Below are 18,471 nucleotides of genomic sequence, written 5' to 3'. Positions count from 1 at the left end.
ACTCGCGAGTCGCCGGTGTGCTGCCGGCACCGCGAAAGGGGGAGGCATGGTCGTCTGGGTGCTGCTGGCGGTGGGGCTGTTCATCACGCTCGGCGGCCTGGGCGTCATCGGGTGGGGCGTGTCGATCTACAACGCGCTCAACCGCCTGCGGGAGCGCTTCAAGAACGCCTTCGCCCAGATCGACGTGCAGCTCAAGCGGCGGCACGACCTGATCCCCAACCTGGTCGAGACCGCCAAGGGCTACATGGCCCACGAACGAGAGACGCTCGAGGCCGTCATCGCCGCCCGCAACCAGGCCGTCAGCGGCCTAGATGCCGCCTCGGGCAACCCGGGCGACGCCGGCGCGATGCAGGGCCTCGCCAGCGCCGAGGGCGCGCTCACGGGCGCCATGGGCCGGCTGTTCGCGGTCATGGAGGCCTACCCCGACCTCAAGGCCAACACCAACATGATGAGCCTGCAGGAGGAGCTGACCTCGACGGAGAACAAGGTCGCCTTCGCGCGCCAGGCCTTCAACGACCAGGTGACCGAGTACAACACCTACCGCAAGAGCTTCCCGCCCGTGGTTCTCGCGGGCCTGTTCGGCCACGGCCAGGATGCCGGGCTTCTCGAGTTCGAGGACGCCGCCGAGATCAAGGAAGCGCCCAAGGTCTCCTTCTCCTGATCGCGGCATCGAGCTAGGTGAACGACAACCCCATGGCCGACGGCCGCGCCACGATGGACTTCTTCGCCCACCAGGACCGTGCGCGCGGCCGCACGAAGCTGCTGGTTGCGCTCTACGTCGTATCCGTGCTGGTTACCTGCGTCGCGGTCGCGGCGGCGGTGGTGATCGCGGCGCTCGTGGCGTCCAAGGGCGACGTCGACGCCGCGCCGCTCGCCGGCTTTGCGGCCGCCGGTGCGGCGGGCGCGGCGCTGCTCATCGCGGGCGGCACGGCCTACCGCATCAGCGAGCTCCGCGGCGGCGGCAGCGTCGTGGCGCTCCAGCTCGGCGGGCGGCCCATCGACGAATCCACGAGCGATCCGTCCGAGCGTCGCGTGCTCAACGTCGTCGAGGAGATGGCCATCGCCAGCGGCGTGCCCGTGCCCCCGGTCTACATGATGGGCGAGGAACGGGGCATCAACGCCTTCGCCGCGGGCTACGAACCCAGCGACGCGGTCATCGGCGTGACCCGGGGCTGCGTGGACGGCCTCACCCGCGACGAACTGCAGGGCGTCATGGCCCACGAGTTCAGCCACATCCTCAACGGCGACATGCGGACCAACATCCGCCTCGTCGGCGTGCTCGGCGGCATCGTCCTGCTCAGCCTCGCGGGCTACACGCTGCTGCGCGCCACGGCGTACAGCGGCGGCGGCCGCGGGCGGCGCGACGGCCGGGGCGTGGCCGGCATGATGGTGCTCGCCATCGCGCTGGTCGCCATCGGCGGCATCGGTTCCGTGTGCGCGCGGCTCATCCAGGCCGCCGTCAGCCGGCAGCGGGAGTTCCTCGCCGACGCCAGCGCCGTGCAGTTTACCCGCAACCCCGGCGGCATCGCCGGTGCGCTGCGGCGCATCGGCGGCGGTGCGCAGCGAGCAAACATCGAGAACGCCCACGCCCGCGAGATGAGCCACATGTTCTTCGGCAACGCGGTGGCGTCGTCCTTCCTCGGCTCGGCCCTGGCGAGCCACCCGCCGCTGCCCGACCGCATCCGCCGCGTGGATCCGAATTGGGACGGCAGCATGCTGGACCCGCTGGAGCGCAGCCCGGCGCCATCCACCGCGCGGCGGCCGGCCGCCGAATCGAGCGGCGGGCCGCTCTCGCCCCGCGAGCAGCTCGAGCGGCTGCGGGACCGCCGCATGGGCCGCGAGCAGGCGGCCGAGCAGCTCGCCGGGCACGCCGCGATCCCGCTGCTCGCGCTGATCGGGACCGCGACGCCGCAGCACGTGGCCCACGCCAGGGGCATGCTCGATCGCCTGCCCGCCGCCCTCCGAGAGGCCGCGCACGATCCCTACGGCTGCCGCGCGGTGGTCTATGCGTTGCTCATGCACTGGTCGAGCGACGATGCGTCGCTCCGCGCGCAGCTCGATGTCCTCCAGCGACGGGCAGATTTTGGCGTGCTGCGCGTCGTGCGTGCGCTGGAGACCGAGGCCGCGAGCCTCGACCGCGATCTGCGGCTGCCCCTGCTCGAGCTATGCCTCGCTCCACTCCAGAGACTGTCGCGGGGACAGCTCCAGTCCTTCGCGCGCAACACGCGTGCGCTCGCCGAGGCCGACGGCCGCATCGAGCCCTTCGAGTGGGCACTGCTCCGCGTCCTCGAGTCGCACGTCGAGGCGCAGCTGGGTCGCTCGAAGGACGCCATCACCCGCTCGTCGCTCAACCGGCTCGGCAAAGAGGCGGCCGTCGTGCTGTCCGTGCTCGCCCGGGCGGGGGCCGAGGACGACGAGTCCGCGTGGCGGGCCTTCGAGGCGGGCGCCCGCGCGATCGCGCAGGTGCCCACCCAGTTCCGCGAGACCGCGTTCGACCACCGCGCGCTCGACGCGGCGCTCGGCGAGCTGCGGGGACTGGTGCCCCAGCAGAAGCGGCGGCTGATCGAGGCCTGCGCGGCCGTCGTCGGTGCAGACGGCGACATCGCGCCCGGAGAGGCCGAGCTCTTCCGGGCGCTCGCCGCCGTGCTTGGAGTGCCGATGCCGCCGCTGCTGCCGGGGCAGCGGGTCGCGTGAAGTTCTAAGCGCCGCTCGGGCTCCCTTACGCGCAGCCGGCGTCGAACTCGTTCTGGAACTCGAGGAAGTCGAAGATGGTCGGCTCGCCGTCGCCATCGAGGTCGACGCGGCAGACGGGGCCCGGCAGCGCGATGCGGGCGAAGAGATCGTCCGGGATGGTGCCCGCGAAGATCTCGGGCAGCGCCGAGAAGGCGCCCGCCGGCGCGGCGTAGGTGTTGCCCTGGGCGTCCACCCAGTCGACGGGGACGATCGGGGAGACGATGGTCTGGCCGTCGATGGTGTCCAGCTCGCGGCAGACCGAGTTGAACAGCCCGGTCGACTCGTCGCGGATGGCGAAGAAGTTGTCGTCGGTGGAGGTGCCGTCGAGATCGCCACCGAAGCCGACCACGGGTGGGTCGCCGGCGGTCTCGAAGAAGAAGACCGAGCCGCGCTGGGCGTTGGCCTCACCGCTGGTGTTCACCACGACCGAGCCGGTGAGGCCCTGGCCCGACACGATGTACTCGTTGTCGCTGGCGCTGGTCTGGTTGACGCGGATGGCCCAGCGGGAGCGGTCGAGGCTGTTGCGGACGCGCTACGGGCCGGTCTGCCAGACGGTGGCCTGGTCGCCGCCCGTGGTCGTCACGCCCGGGATGGGGTCGTCGGAGTACAGGATGGGCTCGATCTGGCCGAGCGCCGACGAGGCGGTGCCGGCGGCCAGCAGGGTCGCGATGGTCTTCGGCTGCATGCGTCTTTCTCCTCTGTGCGTCTGGATGGACCTGCGCCCGCATATGCGACGGGCGTCCGGGCCAATGCTCGGTACCGCGATGTTCGCGGCGGTGGCCTTGGGCGATCGAGCCACGTCGGCAGCCAGGCTGCGACGCACGACCGATACCGGTGGTCCGTTGTTCTTGCCATCGTGGCGAGTAATCCGAGCCATGCGCATTCCGTCTGGCTGCGTGCCGGCGTGTCGCCCGGCCATGCGGATGGCAGTTCCTGTCCAAGAAATCGAAAACCCGCGGCTACGCGGTCACGGGCGTCGCGACGCCGATCTCGCCCACCATGTACGTCACCGCGTGCCCCGCGATGAGCACGCGGTCGCCGTGCTCGCTCGACGCGAGGTCGCACCGCAGCTCGCCGCCGCGCTTCGAGACCTGCCGCGCCGACAGCCGTGACTTGCCGAGCCGCGCGCCCCAGTAGGGCGCGAGCACGCAGTGGGCCGACCCCGTGACGGGATCCTCCGGCACGCCCGCGGCGGGCGCGAAGTAGCGGGACACGAAGTCGTGGCTCGCGCCCGGGGCCGTCGCGATGAGCCCCAGGCTGTCGCCGACCAGCGCCCGGTCGGCCAGCGTCTCGAAGTCGGGCCGCAGGTCATGCACGTCCTTCTTGCTCTCGAAGACCGCCATGAGATTGCGCTTGGCGCCGGTGCTGCGGTGCAGCTCGCTCGGGCGGGCACCGAGCGCCTCGACCAAGGCCGCGGTGATCTCGACGGGTTCGGTGCCGAAGGCGGGGAAATCGAGCACGATGAGGTCCATGGCGTGCTCGCCCTGCTGCATCTCGCGGGAGACCGACAGCGGCCCACTCCTCGAGGCGAACGTGAGCTGCTCGACGACCTCACCCTCGTGGTTCCACAGCACGTGTGCGCTGGCGAGCGTGGCGTGGCCGCACAGGTCGACCTCCCGCTCGGGCGTGAACCAGCGGATGCGGCGATCGTCCCCGTCGGCGTCCGGGCCGATGAAGGCGGTCTCGCTCAGGTTGTTCTCGGCGGCGATGGCCTGCATCGCGTCGTCGTCGGGCCACTCGCCCACGGGGATGACGGCGGCGGGGTTGCCCCCGAACACGCGGCTGGTGAACGCATCGACGTGGTACAGCTTCATGGGCGGGCACCTCCGGCCGACCCTATGCCGTCGCCCCATCGTTCGCTAACGCGGCGCGATCTCGATCGCCAGCGTCGCCCAGTGGCTCTCCCAGTCGGCCCGGTCGGCCTCGCTGGTCGGTTCGGCCGCGGATCCGCCAGCGGACTCGGCGTCGGTCGCGGATGACACCGTCTTGCGGACCATGTGCGTATTCGCGAGCACCCAGCGTCCGGGATGATCGAAGCGAATCATCGCCTCGCCGCGCTCGTTGGTGAGCACCCAGGCCGTCCGGGGGGTCTGCTGGTCGTCCCGGCGGTGCATGGCCTCGATCATCGCGTCCGCCAGCGGCTCGCCCCGGTGCAGCAGCCTCACCGCCAGGTCGTCGCCCGCGCGCAGCGTAAACGGATCGTCGAGCGGGATCAATTCCAGCGGGAGGCCGACCGGCGTGCGCAGGAACTCGGCGTGCGCGGGCGTCGAGCTGGCTCCGACGCGGATGGCCGCCTTGGCGCAGCGTGAATATGCCTCGAGGCCCGGCTCGTCCGACTCGCCCAGTCGGGCGCGCTCCTCGATGATGTGTCCGAGCCCCTCGTGCTTGAGATACTCCTCGAACTTCTTGGCGTCGAGCTCGATGAAGCTGGGATTGCCGTGGTAGACGATCCAGTACGCGCCATCCTCGGGCGCCGTCAGGGAGCCCGCCGGGTCATCGCCATCCTCGCCGGCGATCTCGTGGTGCCCGCTCGGACCAACCAATCGGAACGACTTGGCGTGCCCGGGCCGACGCGGAAACGAATCCAGATCGTCGTGGTGGCCGATCATGATCGCGACGTCGACCCGGTCTCCGGGGGCAACGCGGTGCGACGACGGCTCGAGCCAGAAGTCGTGGCCGAGCGTCATGCACGCGCCAACGAAGAGCACGGCCAGTGCGGGCAGCGAGAGTCGTCGTGGCGTCATGGCGGAACCTCCTCCGATGCGTCCATTCGAGTCGAAGTCCAACAGCGATGCGGGAAGCGCGCACCTACGTCGCTTCGACGCTCAGCGGTTGGCCCGCCCGGGAGTCCGCCGGCGAGGCCTCGTCCGCCAGGCGGATGTGCAGGTCTCGCAGCTGGGCCTCGTCCACGGCGGCCGGGGCCTCGGTCATCAGGTCCGCCCCGGTCTGCGTCTTGGGGAACGCCATCACGTCACGGATGTTGTCCGTGCCCGCCAGGTGCATCACCAGCCGATCCAGGCCGAAGGCGATGCCGCCGTGCGGCGGCGCGCCGAAGCGCAGCGCCTCGAGCAGGAAGCTGAACTTCTCCCGGGCCTCCTCCTCGGACAGACCGAGCAGCCCGAAGACCTTCTGCTGCACGTCGCGGCGGTGGATGCGGATCGAGCCGCCGCCGATCTCGCTGCCGTTGCACACCATGTCGTAGCCGTCGCTCAGGATGGCCTTGACCGCCTCGCGGTTGGCCGGGTCCACCGCCAGGAAGTCCTCGATCTGGTCGGACCGCGGCGCCGTGAAGGGATGGTGCAGCGCGTGGTAGCGGCCGCCTCCCTCGTCAAACTCGAACATCGGGAAGTCGACGACCCACAGGAACGCCCATTGGTTTTCGTCGATGAGGCCCAGGTCGCGGGCGACCTTGATCCGCAGCTCGCCCAGCGCCCTGGTGCAGGTGTCGTACGCGTCGGCGCCGAAGAGCACGGTGTCGCCGGCTTCCAGCCCCATGCGTTCCTTGAGGTCCGCGAAGATCGGCTCGACGAACCGCGCGATGCCGGTCTCGAACCCGCTCTCGGCCACCTTGGCGACGGGCACGCCGCCCGCGCCGAACTGCTTGACGAACTCGGTGTAGCCGTCGGTCAGCTTGCGGGTCAGCGTGGCGGCCCCGCCCGGCACGCGGATGGCCTTGACCACGCCGCCGTTGCGCAGGAAGGCGGGCGCCTCGCCCGGGTTCTTCGCGAGCGCATCGCCGAAGACGCGGAAGTCGGTCTTCGCGGCCAGGTCGGAGATGTCCACCAGTTCGAGCCCGAAGCGCAGGTCGGGCCGGTCGATGCCGAAGCGGTCCATCGCCTCGCGGTAGGTCATCCGCTGGAAGGCGGGGACCTCGACGCCCAGCACCTCCTTCCAGAGCGTGCGGGCGAAGGCCTCCATCATCTCCAGCACGTCCTCGCGCTCCACGAAGGACAGCTCGAGGTCGATCTGGCTGAACTCGGCCTGGCGGTCGGCCCTGGGGTCCTCATCGCGGAAGCAGCGGCAGACCTGCATGTAGCGGTCGGCGCCGGCCACCATCAGGATCTGCTTGAACAGCTGCGGGCTCTGCGGTAGCGCGTAGAACTCGCCGGGCTGCAGCCGGCTGGGTACGAGGTAGTCCCGCGCGCCCTCGGGCGTCGACCGGCACAGGCTCGGCGTCTCGACCTCGATGAACCCCAGCGCATCGAAGAAGTCCCGCGCGATCTTGGTCACCCGGTGCCGCGTCCGGAGCGTTCGCTGCATCGCGGGCCGGCGGAGGTCGAGGTAGCGGTACTTCAGGCGCAGCTCCTCCCCGGGCAGGTTCTGCTCGTCGCCGGGCTGGAAGGGCGGCGTGTCGGCCTTCGCCAGCGTGTGCAGCTCCTCGACCACCACCTCGATGGTGCCCGTCGCCAGCTTCGGGTTGGGGCCGCCGTCTCGCAGGCGGACCCGTCCCCGGGCCGCGATCACGTCCTCGTTGCGCAGCTTGTCGGCCGCGTCCACCACCTCGTGCGGCGCATCTTCCTTGTCGAAGACCAACTGCGTCAGTCCCGTGTGGTCGCGGACGTCGATGAACACCAGCCCCGAGCCGTGGTCGCGGTAGTTGTTGACCCAGCCCGCGAGGCTGACGGTCTCGCCGACGTTGGCCTCGCGGAGCTCGCCGCACGCGGTCGTGCGCTTCAGCATGGCAATCGCCCTCCGGCCGCGGCAGCGGTGGGAGGGCTCGCCACGGGGCGGAGTGTAGGGGCGGCGCTACGGTGTCCCCATGGCGTACGTCCGGATCGTGCCCGAGTCGCAGGCCTCCGGCGAGCTGGCCGGGCTCTACCGCCGCTTCGGCAACCCAGACGGCACCGTGGACAACGTCCTGAAGGTCCACAGCGCCAACCCCGAGTCGCTCGCGGCCCACTGCGCGTTGTACGTCCAGTCGATGCACCGGCCCGGTCCGGTGTCGCGGGCCGAGCGAGAGATCGTGGGCGTCGCCGTCAGCCGGCTCAATGGCTGCACGTACTGCCTGGAGCACCACGCCGCCGGTCTGGCACGCCTGCTGCCCGGGGAACGCAAGTCCCTCGCAGCCACCCTGAAGGACGGCGATGCGTCCGGGCTGACCGAACGCGAGCGCGCGATGGTCGAGTACGCCGAGAAGCTCACACGCGACCCCGCGGGCGTGGCGCAACGCGACGTCGAGGCGCTGCGGTCGGCAGGCCTCACGGACCGAGAGATCGTGGACGTCGCGCAGGCGGCGGCGTACTTCGCCTACGCCAATCGCATCGTGCTGGGGCTCGGGGCCGAGCTGGGCACCGGCGAAGGGGTGACCGGTGCGTGGCCCGAGGAGTCGCGGCCAAGCGGCTGATCAGCCGTCGGGATCGTCGCCGGCCGGCGGCTCGACGCCCATCTCGCGGAGCAGGCCGTCGATCTTCTCGGTCTTGGCCGCCATCGGGGCCGCGGGGTGCAGGCCGTTGTACCGGACGATCCCCCGGCCATCGATGATCGCGACGTGCGGAATGCCGCGCACGCCGAAGTCCGGGTTGAATACGTCCTGCCGCGTGAACACGACCGGCCACGTCATGTTGCGTTCCGCCATGAACTCGGGCATGAGGTCGTGCTCCGCGGCCGGGTCGTCCTCGCAGTCGATCGGCCCGTCGCTCCGCAGGTTGTACACCCTGCCCTGGAGGCTGGTCACGCCCATGACCCGCACCGGCAGGCCCTCGTAGTGATCGATGAGGGCCTGTACATCGGGGAAGCTCGAGAGGCACGGCCCGCACCACGTCGTCCAGAAGTCGAGGACCACCACGCTGCCTCGGAGATCCGCCAGAGACGCGATGGAGTCATCGCTCGACCACTCGATGGTCATCTCCGGCGCCTCGTGGCCGATGAGCGTGCCGCGAGCCGATGCTCCGTCCAGCACCGCCAGCGTGTCCCGCACGAACGCACGCTCGCCGTCGTCGGCGATCGCGTCGCCGCCATCCGGCCCAGCGGCCTCGGCGCTGCGGCGCAGGTAGTCGACGAGCATCACGCGGTGGGCCTCTCGCTGCTCGGCGTCGAGGTCGAGCCGCCCCAGCAGGCTCCACAGCGATCGCACCTCGACCGCCATCCGGGGCGGGGAGGCGACCACCATGCGCGGCAGGTCCGCGATCGCGTCGCGGTGCGCACGCAGAACCTCCGGGTCGCGTGCCTGCTCGATCGCGTTCACGAAGCCCGGGGTCAGGCCGCGGGCCATCGCTTCGTGGAGGTGGGCGTGGCGGACGGCACGGCCCAGCAGCTTCGATTGCAGCTCGGTGTCCGGGTGGTGCTCCGGCGAGGGCGCGCCGCGAAGCCCGTACTCCAGCGCCGCCAGCGCAGCGCCCTCGGCGGAGTGCTCCCGCACCATCGGTCGCAGGGCGTCGAGCCGATCGAGGGCCGGTCTCCGTCCGTCGGGCCGGTCCAGAAGCGCCTCGCCGTAGAGCCGGGCGAGCTGGTGCATGGAGAGCCCGCCGAAGTCGATCTTGGCGAGCGCGTCTCGCTGCATGGCGATCCACTGGTCGTAGGTGCCGCCGCCGGACGCGGCGAACGCCGCACGGTCGGCCGCCAGCTCGCCGAGGACGGCGTCGAGGTGCTCGTCCTGGACGTGAGCCTGGACCTGGGCGAGCGCGACCGTGCCGGCGCCGACCACCAGGGCGATCGCCGCGGAGCGCAGTCTGTCGAGCGGGCGTGTCATGAGATCTCTCCGGGCGGATCGATTCCGCGTTGCATGGGCCTGCGGTGGTGCATCGTCATGCACGGATGCGGCGGTTCGGCGGTGCCGTCTAGGCCAGCGCGGCGCTCTCGGGGGCGTCGCCGCCCGATTCGACGCTGGCCTTGATGTCCTCGAGGTCCTTTGCCAGGCACTTGCGCATGGTGCCGCCCAGGGCGAGCGCCATCAGCGGGGCCGTCAGCTTGCCAATCAGGCCCTGCGGCTCGCCCGAGAAGTCGTACTCCAGGCGGGTGCCGCCGTCCTCGGGCACGCAGCGGACGATCGTCTGGTAGATGCACCCGTTGGACGCCGCTCCGAGCGTGTAGCTCTCGCCGGGCCGGAAGTCGGTGACCTCCATCACCTCGGTGGCGGTCTTGCCGAAGAACGTCCGGGTCTCGCGGAAGCGGGTGCCCACGCCCACGGGCCCATCGGTGAGCATCTCGACCTTGTCGATGCCGCCGATGAAGTCCGCCGCGGTCGCAAACCGAGTGGTGGCCTCGAAGACCGTGTCCGGGTCGGCGTCGATGTGCGTGCTCATGGTCATCCGCATGGGGCTGGCTCCCGGTGTGATGCTCGGGCTGTGGCCGGGCAGCCTCGCTACGCTGCCCACCGCAGAGCCTACCGGAAGGTGCCGCTCGCGACGAAGGGAGAATGCGGGTGAGCGAGCAGGTTGCCGAGAAAAAGACGCAACAAGACCCGAACGCCACGCTCCGCGGACGCGCCGGTGAGTTCGCCGAGCAAGCCGCCTCGATCCGCGCCGGCGGCGGCGCGAAGGCCATCGATCGCCAGCACGCCAAGGGCCGCCTGACGGCCCGCGAGCGGGTCGCTCGCCTGGTCGATCCGGTGGGCGGCGGCGCGATCGACCCACGCTCCGTCGACCCGCACGCCGACGAGATCCCCGGCTTCCAGGAACTCGGGCTGTGGACCGCCAATGGCATGTACGCCGAGCACGGCGGGGCGCCGGCGGCGGGCGTGGTCACCGGCATCGGCGTCGTGCAGGGCCGCCGGCACGTCATCATCGCCAACGACGCCACGGTCAAGGCCGGCGCGTTCTTCCCGATGACCTGCAAGAAGATCATCCGCGCCCAGCACGTCGCCCGGATGGCCCGGCTGCCGCTGATCTACCTCGTCGATAGCGCGGGCGTCTACCTGCCGCTACAGGAGGACGTGTTCCCCGACACCGATGACTTCGGCCGCATCTTCTACCTCAACAGCGTGCTGAGCGCCGAGGGCATCCGCCAGACGGCGGCCATCATGGGCTACTGCGTCGCCGGTGGGGGCTACCTGCCGGTGCTCTGCGACACGCTGCTCATGACCGAGGGCAGCGGCCTCTACCTCGCGGGCCCGGCGCTGGTCAAGGCCGCCATCGGCCAGGACGTCAGCGACGAGGAACTCGGCGGCGCCGACATGCACGCGGCGATCAGCGGCACCATCGACTTCAAGGAGCCCGATGACGAGGCCTGCCTCGTGCGGGTGCGGGAAGTCGTGGGCAAGCAGGCCGTCGAAGCCCCGGAGAACGCACCCGCGGAGGCCATCCCGCCGCTGCGCACCGCCGAGGACGTCTACGAGATCTTCACCGACAAGGCCGGCCAGCAGTACGACGCCAAGGAGATCCTGGCCTGCATCGTCGATGCCCGGGCGCTGCCCAACGCCGAGGGCCACGAGAGCCTCGAGCCCGATTTCGACGAGTACAAGGCCGAGTACGGCCAGTCGGTCGTCTGCGGCTACGCCCGCCTCGGCGGGCACGCGTGCGGCATCGTCGCCAACCAAGGCGCCCTGACCGAGCGGACGCAGCCCGGCGGCAAGGCCGGCCCGAGCACCGCCGCCAATATGCCGCGGGTGATCTACGACGACAGCGCCGACAAGGCCGCCCGCTTCATCATGGACTGCAACCAGCGAAAGGTGCCCATCGTCTTCCTGCACGACACGACGGGCTTCATGGTCGGCCGCGATAGCGAGCAGGGCGGCATCATCCGCGCCGGCGCCAAGATGGTCAACGCCATGAGCAACTGCGTGGTGCCCAAGATCGTCGTGATCACCGGCAGCAGCTACGGCGCGGGCAACTACGCCATGTGCGGGCGGGCCTTCGAGCCGTTCCTGAGCCTCGCCTGGCCCGGCAGCAAGTGTGCCGTGATGGGCGCCGCCCAGGCCAGCGGCACCCTCGCCATGATCGAGGAGCGCAGCCGCCAGCGCAAGGGCGAGGAGATCGACGAGGAGACCCACCAGCAGATCCTCGCCGCCGTCCGCGCCAGCTACAGCGAGCAGCAGGACATCCGCTACGGCGCCGCTCGGGGCTGGGTGGACCGCATCATCGAGCCGCACCGCACCCGCGAGGAACTGGTCGACGCACTTGCGGCCGCCAACCAGGGCTGGGACTACAGCCGCGAATTCAAGACCGGGGTGCTCCAGACGTGAGCGAGCGACCCGCTGCGCACGACACGACGCCGCGGATCGGCCTGGTCACGTGCCGCCACCACGACCACATCGATCACGCCTCGGAGGGCAAGCTGGCGCAGGCCCTCGTGCGATACGGGGCCGCCGTCACGCTCGTGGCCTGGGACGACCTCGCGGGCCTGCTGGGCGAAGCGAAGGACGTCGACGGGCTCCGCGACGTCGTGCAGGTGCTCGACTTCGTGGTGCTGCGGACGCCGTGGGATTACTGGGACCGCGCCGACGAGTTCGAGGCCTGGGTCCGCGAGCTGGGTCGCTCGGATCGCCTCGCGAATGGTGGCCAGGCGATCCTGGCGAACCTCGCGAAGACCTACATGCACCAGTTGGCGGATCGAGGCGTTCCGATCGTGCCCACGCTGCTGGCGACGCACGCGGACTGGGACGCGCAGATCGAGCACGCGACCGGCAATGAATGGGATGCGGTCATCGCCAAGCCCGTGGTGGGGGCCGCCGCCGCGGGCTTGGCCAGGTTCGACGCCCGCGACGCGTCCCGCCTGCGCGAGCACGTCCAGCGCATCATGACCCCGCGGGGCGTGCTGCTGCAGCCCTTCCTCCATCGCGTGACCACCGACGGCGAGACCTCCCTCGTCTACTTCGACGGCGAGTTGTCCCACGCCGTCCGCAAGATTCCCAAGGCCGGCGACTTCCGCAGCCAGAGCGACTTCGGCGGCCGGTACGAGCTCGTCGAGGCGACCGACGCCCAGCGAGACGTGGCCGAACGCTCGCTCGACGCCTGGCGGGCGATCCACGGCGAGATGCCGCTGTACGCCCGCGTCGATCTCGTGCCCGGCGACGATGGCGATCCGCTGCTCGGCGAGCTCGAGCTTATCGAGCCCGAGCTGTTCCTGGACATGCACCCCGAGGCCGCCGATCGCTTCGCGGATGCGATCTACAACCGGGTGGGTCCATGAAGCGGCGGCTGCTGGCACCGCTCGCCGCGTGTTGCACCGTGTGGCTCGCGGGCTGTGCCGCGGAAAAGATCGATGGTCGTGCGCCGGGGATGGACGCCCCCCCTCCTCCTCGCACGCCGATCTTTGCCAGCGAGGGCGGAGCGGCTCCAGAGATCGCTGGATTGTTGCTGCTGGGACGATCGGCGCTCGGACGGCCCCTCGAGCTGCGCACCCACGGCCGCGGCCCGATCCGCGTGCTGCTCATCGGCCTCATCCACGGTGACGAGGCCGAGGCGTTCGATCGCTTTGACGACCTGTGGGCCGCCCTCGTCGCCGCCGGCATGGACCACGTGATCACGCTGCACGCCATCCCGAGCATGAACCCCGACGGCTACGAGCAGCGCCGCCGCTCGAACGCGCGGGGCGTGGACCTCAACCGCAACTGGCCCGCCGGCAACTTCCGGCCCGGCCGCACCCGCGGCCCCGCACCCCTGAGCGAGCCCGAGACCGCCGCCGTGCACGAGCACTTGCTCGCGTTTGACCCCGACGCGATCATCGTGCTGCACTCGATGCGGGGCGGGCCGCTGGTCGATCCCGACGGCCCCGCGGACGATCTTGCGCACGCCTTCGTCGCCGCGGCCCGCACCGTCGATCCACGCTGGCGGGTGCAGGCCGACTTCACGAACCCGCCGGGTTCGCTGGGCAGCTACGCCGGCCTCGATCGAGGCATCGCGACGCTGACGGTCGAGTTCCGCCGCGGCACCGATCCGCAGGCGGCGTTCGAGGTCGCTCGTGCCGGACTGGCGGGGACGCTCGGCGTGCTGGCTCGGCGGATGCGGTAGAGCCGGGGCCTAGGGCGCCCGCCTCGAGAACCGGTTGGCCGGCCGTGGCTCGACGATCTCGACGAACAAGAAGGCAGCGGTGCCGCACACCGACACGTCGGCGGAGAAGATGCTCGTGCCGACTTCCAGCATGCGTTCGTCGCCGTTGGCGAACTCGATGGTGAGGAAGCCCTCTCGCTGCGGCACCTCGAAGACCTCCCCGACCGACCCCTCGTAGACGGTGCCCTCCCGGCCCAGGATGAGATCCTCGAGTGTTTGGTGCTGGGCCCGGACGACCTCGAAGGTGAGCTCGGTGGTCCCCGGACTGCGGCCGCAATCGACGATCAGCGGCACGTCGAAGTCGCTGGTGGCGATCGTGGCGTGCGTGTTGGTGTCCATCTGGGCGTACGCGCCCAGCGTTGCATCGTCGATGTCCACCTCGTACTCGATCGCGCGGAACGAGTCGATGCTGGCCCCCTCGATGCGGGCCGGAGACCGCTCGTCTGTGCCGACGGTGGCGTCGAGGACCAATATGTCGTAGTCGCCGCCAAAGATGGAGACCGAGCCCATGTTGCCGAACGTCACGAGCTGGCCGGTCGTGCGCACCAGCCTCGCCTCGACGCCCAGGGGATCCTGCGGGTCGTCGGACATCCCGAAACCGCCGAGGATCGCGCCGTCGACGGAGAGCAGGTTGCAGCCCACCAGCGATACGCTCGAGAGCGTCCCGCCGAAGACGTTTATGTTGCCGTAGACGCCCACCCGAATGCTGACGATCGCATCCTCGAACACGTTGATTGTCGCGCCGTTGAAGTCGAACGAATCGCACACGCCGATGGCGCAGTTCGCGAACCTGGCGAAGCCGGAGTGGACGTTGACGATCGCGCCCGGGTTGGCCGCGAAGAACGCCGCATCGGGCACCGGATCCGGCGGCACGTTGACCACTACCTGTCCAGAGGCAGCGGACGCGCAGGCCGCCACGATTCCAACCAGCCACGAACGAGATCCGAACAATCGGCCGCATCGATCTCGCATCACGCAATCCCTCCCGCTGACAAATATAAGGACATTCCAATATTGCATAAGGCAAGAGCGTCGTGGGCGCTACCACGACCGCATCGCGCGCCCAAAAAAAAGCGACGACGCAGAGCGGTCGCCGCCAGGCATGGGCATCTGCATGCGCAATCACGATGGAGCGGCGACAGGCGGTCCGTCCCCGTCGCCACGCCTGCGAGCCAGAATCGGCTCGTGATGGCGATCAACTCGCAGTGGCGATCGCGTCGCTCAGCTTCTCGCGGATGCTCGCCGCCGAGTTGCCGTTGGTGATCTCGCCGAGCATCGCACCCGTCTCGGCGTCGATCAGGTAGACCACGCCCGTCGCGCCGCCGTTGCTCTCGAAGAGGCTCGACAGCCCGATCTCGTCCAGCGTCCGCTCGCCCGTCGGCGAATCACGGTCGGTCAGGTCGGCCTTGACCAGCGTGAGCCGCGGATCGTCCAGGTCGGTGGCGGCCTGCTGCATCTTGGGACCGAGCTGCTGGCACGCCCCGCACCAGTCGGCGTGCATCGCGACGGCGACGACCTCGGCCTCGCCGGCGTAGGCCGTCAGGCGGGACTGGTCCGTGTCGGTCAGCACCGTGGCGGGTCCGCTCGAGCAGGCGGCGAGCGTGGCGAGCGAGGCGGTGGCGGCCACCGTGGCGAACAGGCGTCGGGTGTTCATGATCGGGATCTCCTCGTGGAATCGGCACATCGTGAGCATCCGCGGCGCGCACCGACGACCGCGGCGAGGCCGGGCAAACCCCGGCGGGCCGCCGACTATTCCGCGGACTTCGAGAATGCCGGCGGCCGGCCCCATCCGATACCCTCCCACATGGACCCCCGCCGACGCACCTGGTTGGTCTCGTGCTGCCCATTCTGCTGCTGGATGCTGGGGACAGTCGCTCTCGCGCTGCCCGCTGGCCCATCCACCCAAGATTCGGTCGAGCAAGCCAACCCGCCCGAAGCGCAGGATTCGGCCCAGGAAGCCGACCCCGGTGCGGGTGCTCGCGATGGCGCGATCCCCGAGTCCATCCGCTCGCTGCTGCTCGGTGGGCTGGGCGACGCCCGCGTGCAGGAGCCCCTGGAGGTCGAGGGATCCACGCTGCCCGAGCGGCCCGGCCTAGTCCGCCAGACGCCCTTCGGCGAGTGGGTCTTCGTCTACCTGGACGAACGCGGCGAGGTCCGCGCAAGCGTGCTGCTGCCCTGCCGCCTGCTCGAGCGGATCATCGACGCCATCGACGACGATCGCACCGAACTGGGCGTGCGGCTCACGGGCCGATTCACCGTCTACCGGCGGGCCAACTACCTGCTGCCCACCGCCTTCGGCCTGCTCGCGCCGGTGGAGCCCGCACAAGGTGACCAGCCGGCCGACCAGTCACCAACGGAGCCGGGGCCGGCCGATTCATCGGCGACGCCCGAGATCACGCCGGAGCTGCAGCGGATGGCCGACGAACTCGAGGCCGGCCGGCGGGAGGCGCGTGCGCTGGCCGCGCCGCCGGTCGCCGCGCAGCGCGAGCGCAGCGTGGGGCAGCCGTCGGCGACGAGCGATGTCCTGCGTGAGGGCCAGCGTCTCGTCCGCCGCCGCGCGCGGATGGTCCGCGATCGAGGGCTGTGGACGCTCCGCTTCGACCAGCCCGCCAACGTGGACGCCGCCGAGCCCCCGCTGGTGCTGCTGCCCGGCAGCGCGATGCAGGCGATGGAGGACATCGTCGGCCGCTTCGGCGGCCAGACGGCCTTCGAGGTCAGCGGCAGCGTGCACCGCTTCGGATCCCGCTCCTACGCGCTCATCACCATGTACTTCGCGCAGCCGGCGGGCGATCTCACGCCCCGGGGCTAGCCACCTCCGCCGTCGCCCTCGGCGGGCGGAGGCGGGTCGGGCGCGAGCGCCGCGCGGAGGGCATCGAACTCGCTTCGCTGCCAGGCGGTGAGCGCCGCGCCAAAGCGCGCCTCGAGTGCGGCGGCGATCTCGCCGGCGAAGGGCTCGTCCATCGATCGACGGAGCGCCGCCAGCCAGGCCGCCGCGACGCGGCCCGCATCGCCGCCTTCGGTCACGTCCAGCGTCGCCGCCTCTTCCAGGCGGCCCAGCATGCAGAGCGCCCGGATGCGAAGCAGCACCAGATCGTCGTCCGTCGCGTCGGTGGTTGCGCGGAGCACGCCGGCGGCATCTTGCAGCCGATCGAACGCACGGGCCAGCGGCGCGCGATGGCCAACGGGCAGCGGCGCCTCGCCAACGGGTCCGAGCAGCGCGACCACGGCGAGCGGATCGTCCGCGAGCAGCCGAGCCGCCGCCAGCCGACGCACATCCGCCGACGCCAGCGCCACGAGCCGTGTGCCAGGCCTCGCCGCCGACCGATCCGAATCGGGCACGAGCGCCTCGGCCCGCGCGAGGCGAACGAGCGTCCCGAGATCGGTCCCGTGTCGTGCGAGCGCGTCGGCCGCGATGGGCAGCAGGTCGTCGTACCGCTCGGCGGCCGACAGCAGCCGCCCGGCGCTCGCGGCCTTCGGCGCGAGCGCCGCGGCCGCGGCCCGCCGCCGCTCGGCCGAGCCGTTCTCGACGAGCCCGTGCAGGGCCTCCTCCGCCTCCGTTCCGCCCGATCGCGCGAGCAGCCGCATCTCCGCGGGCGTCCATGCGGCCGGATCGACGCCGGCGTAGACCGCCCGCAGCCGTTCGATCGCACGGGCATCGATCTCGTGGCCCGATTCCGCGAGCGACAAGAGCGCGTCGGCCGCGGCAGCGCGCGTGGGCGCGTCCCGCTCGAGCCAGTGCAGCACCGCGTCGGCGGCCGCCGGGTTGGGCGCCCGCCCGAAGGCGCGCAGCAACGCGGCGGCGGCGCGGGGCGAGGTCTCGCTACGCAGCGCCTCGACGACGCGCTCGCCCGCGCCGGCCGGCGCGATCCGATCCACCAGCAGCGCCGCCGAGATGCGGATGTCCGCGTCGGCATCGCCGAGCAGCGCCACGATGCCGCCGCGGATGTCCTCGCCCGGCATCGCGCCCCGTTCCAGGCCCCGCGAGACCAGCTCGAGCCCGAGCCGGCGGAGGGCGGCGATGTCGTCGGCGAGCAGCTGGCCGATGTGCCCGGGCCGCGCGTCGGCGGGCAGCGCGGCGTGCAGCCGCCGGTGGGTCTCGCCCAGCCGGCCGCCCAGCGCCCGCTCGCGGTCGGCCAGGCGGATGGCACGCGCCCGCGTGTCCGCGGCCAGCATCGACGCCCACTCGCCCGGTGGCAGGTAGCGGTGCCGCTCGAACCAACTCCGCCAGGCACCCGGCTCGGGCGGCACGTCCTCGCGGCCCGAGAGCGCGACCAGGGAGGCGGCGACCTGCCGGCGGTCGGCGGGGTCCGAGGCCTCGAGCCAGGCGACCAGCGCCTCGGCGGCCGCCACGCCGCCCGATCGCGCGAGCACACGCCGCGCCTCGCGCGCCGCCGCGGCCGTCGCGCGATCGAACACCCACGCCGCGCCGGCCCCGGCGTCGTCGCCATCGTCTGGGTTGGCTCGCTCGGCGTCGATGCGGAGCGCCCCGATGATCGCCGAACCCAGGCGGTCGACCTCACGCCGATCGCTCGCCGCGGCGGCCAGGTAGCCCATCGCCGCCGCGGGATCCTCCGCGAGCCATCGGGGCACGAAGGCCGCGACGGCCGGATCGTCGAGCCGCTGCAGCACCGCCCGGGCCGCCGCGAGGCCCTCTTCGGGAGTGGCGGCGTCGCTCAGCGCGACGGCCGGGTTGGCCGCGGCGCTCGGGCCGGCGATCGCCTCCGCCGGCAGGGGCGTCGCGCCGGCGTCCTGCGGCGTACCGGCCGCGACGACGAGCACCGGGATGCACGCAAGCCACGCCATCATCGCAGGA

17 protein-coding genes are annotated in these 18,471 nt (G+C 71.3%); 7 read left to right on the top strand and 10 right to left on the bottom strand.

All coding sequences use genetic code 11. From position 1 onward, the window contains the following. Window positions 1-46: 46 nt before the first annotated feature. Both AAFX79_06795 and AAFX79_06790 read left to right on the top strand, forming a co-directional pair. Window positions 47-661 (top strand): LemA family protein, encoded by a 615-nt coding sequence (locus AAFX79_06795; GenBank protein MEO1008256.1) that lies wholly within the window; start codon window positions 47-49, stop codon window positions 659-661. A gap of 17 nt (window positions 662-678) precedes the next feature. Continuing rightward, on the top strand, window positions 679-2,694 hold the full coding sequence (locus tag AAFX79_06790; protein MEO1008255.1) for a M48 family metallopeptidase: 2,016 nt from the start codon (window positions 679-681) through the stop codon (window positions 2,692-2,694). Window positions 2,695-2,719: 25 nt separating this feature from the next. Here AAFX79_06790 and AAFX79_06785 read toward each other — a convergent pair whose 3' ends face one another. The 5 genes from AAFX79_06785 to aspS form a co-directional block, all read right to left on the bottom strand. Next, window positions 2,720-3,187: a hypothetical protein gene (locus AAFX79_06785; protein MEO1008254.1), complete on the bottom strand. Its 468-nt coding sequence runs from the start codon at window positions 3,185-3,187 to the stop codon at window positions 2,720-2,722. A gap of 78 nt (window positions 3,188-3,265) precedes the next feature. Continuing rightward, a complete protein-coding gene (locus tag AAFX79_06780; protein MEO1008253.1) occupies window positions 3,266-3,418 on the bottom strand; it encodes a hypothetical protein in 153 nt (50 codons plus the stop codon). 274 nt (window positions 3,419-3,692) lie between these two features. Further along, window positions 3,693-4,547 carry a PhzF family phenazine biosynthesis protein gene (locus AAFX79_06775; GenBank protein ID MEO1008252.1) on the bottom strand — a complete coding sequence of 285 codons (855 nt, stop codon included), beginning with the start codon at window positions 4,545-4,547 and terminating at the stop codon, window positions 3,693-3,695. A gap of 45 nt (window positions 4,548-4,592) precedes the next feature. After that, entirely contained in the window at window positions 4,593-5,477 is an 885-nt protein-coding gene (locus AAFX79_06770) for a DUF4198 domain-containing protein (protein ID MEO1008251.1), read from the bottom strand. 64 nt (window positions 5,478-5,541) lie between these two features. Continuing rightward, window positions 5,542-7,413, bottom strand: a complete 1,872-nt coding sequence (aspS, locus tag AAFX79_06765) for an aspartate--tRNA ligase (GenBank protein ID MEO1008250.1) — start codon at window positions 7,411-7,413, stop codon at window positions 5,542-5,544. A gap of 79 nt (window positions 7,414-7,492) precedes the next feature. Here aspS and AAFX79_06760 point away from each other — a divergent pair, with 79 nt between their 5' ends. Continuing rightward, window positions 7,493-8,077 (top strand): peroxidase-related enzyme, encoded by a 585-nt coding sequence (locus AAFX79_06760; GenBank protein MEO1008249.1) that lies wholly within the window; start codon window positions 7,493-7,495, stop codon window positions 8,075-8,077. Here the strand turns inward: AAFX79_06760 and AAFX79_06755 are convergent, their stop codons facing one another. Next, entirely contained in the window at window positions 8,078-9,421 is a 1,344-nt protein-coding gene (locus AAFX79_06755) for a TlpA disulfide reductase family protein (protein ID MEO1008248.1), read from the bottom strand. It abuts the gene before it with no gap. Window positions 9,422-9,509: 88 nt separating this feature from the next. Then, a complete protein-coding gene (locus AAFX79_06750) occupies window positions 9,510-9,986 on the bottom strand; it encodes an SRPBCC family protein (protein MEO1008247.1) in 477 nt (158 codons plus the stop codon). A gap of 107 nt (window positions 9,987-10,093) precedes the next feature. Between AAFX79_06750 and AAFX79_06745 the strand changes: the two genes are divergently transcribed. From AAFX79_06745 to AAFX79_06735, 3 genes are read left to right on the top strand one after another with little or no spacing between them, the layout of a single operon-like run. Further along, entirely contained in the window at window positions 10,094-11,851 is a 1,758-nt protein-coding gene (locus AAFX79_06745) for a carboxyl transferase domain-containing protein (protein MEO1008246.1), read from the top strand. Next, window positions 11,848-12,798: a hypothetical protein gene (locus AAFX79_06740; protein ID MEO1008245.1), complete on the top strand. Its 951-nt coding sequence runs from the start codon at window positions 11,848-11,850 to the stop codon at window positions 12,796-12,798. Before AAFX79_06745 ends, AAFX79_06740 begins: the two co-directional genes overlap by 4 nt. Next, the gene (locus AAFX79_06735) at window positions 12,795-13,619 is read left to right on the top strand and encodes a M14 family zinc carboxypeptidase (protein ID MEO1008244.1); all 825 of its coding nucleotides are present in this window, start codon (window positions 12,795-12,797) and stop codon (window positions 13,617-13,619) included. Before AAFX79_06740 ends, AAFX79_06735 begins: the two co-directional genes overlap by 4 nt. 9 nt (window positions 13,620-13,628) lie before the next feature. Here the strand turns inward: AAFX79_06735 and AAFX79_06730 are convergent, their stop codons facing one another. Both AAFX79_06730 and AAFX79_06725 read right to left on the bottom strand, forming a co-directional pair. Continuing rightward, entirely contained in the window at window positions 13,629-14,531 is a 903-nt protein-coding gene (locus AAFX79_06730; GenBank protein ID MEO1008243.1) for a hypothetical protein, read from the bottom strand. A gap of 322 nt (window positions 14,532-14,853) precedes the next feature. Further along, on the bottom strand, window positions 14,854-15,312 hold the full coding sequence (locus AAFX79_06725; protein ID MEO1008242.1) for a thioredoxin domain-containing protein: 459 nt from the start codon (window positions 15,310-15,312) through the stop codon (window positions 14,854-14,856). Window positions 15,313-15,462: 150 nt separating this feature from the next. Here AAFX79_06725 and AAFX79_06720 point away from each other — a divergent pair, with 150 nt between their 5' ends. Beyond that, entirely contained in the window at window positions 15,463-16,467 is a 1,005-nt protein-coding gene (locus tag AAFX79_06720) for a hypothetical protein (protein ID MEO1008241.1), read from the top strand. On the opposite strand, the gene AAFX79_06715 is transcribed toward AAFX79_06720, so the two are convergent. Beyond that, the gene (locus tag AAFX79_06715) at window positions 16,464-18,461 is read right to left on the bottom strand and encodes a hypothetical protein (protein MEO1008240.1); all 1,998 of its coding nucleotides are present in this window, start codon (window positions 18,459-18,461) and stop codon (window positions 16,464-16,466) included. The two genes, AAFX79_06720 and AAFX79_06715, sit on opposite strands and share 4 nt — an antisense overlap. Window positions 18,462-18,471 lie beyond the last annotated feature (10 nt).

Source organism: Planctomycetota bacterium, from assembly GCA_039819165.1.
GTDB lineage: Bacteria > Planctomycetota > Phycisphaerae > Phycisphaerales > UBA1924 > JAHCJI01.
This window is presented reverse-complemented; position numbering and strand designations above follow the sequence as displayed.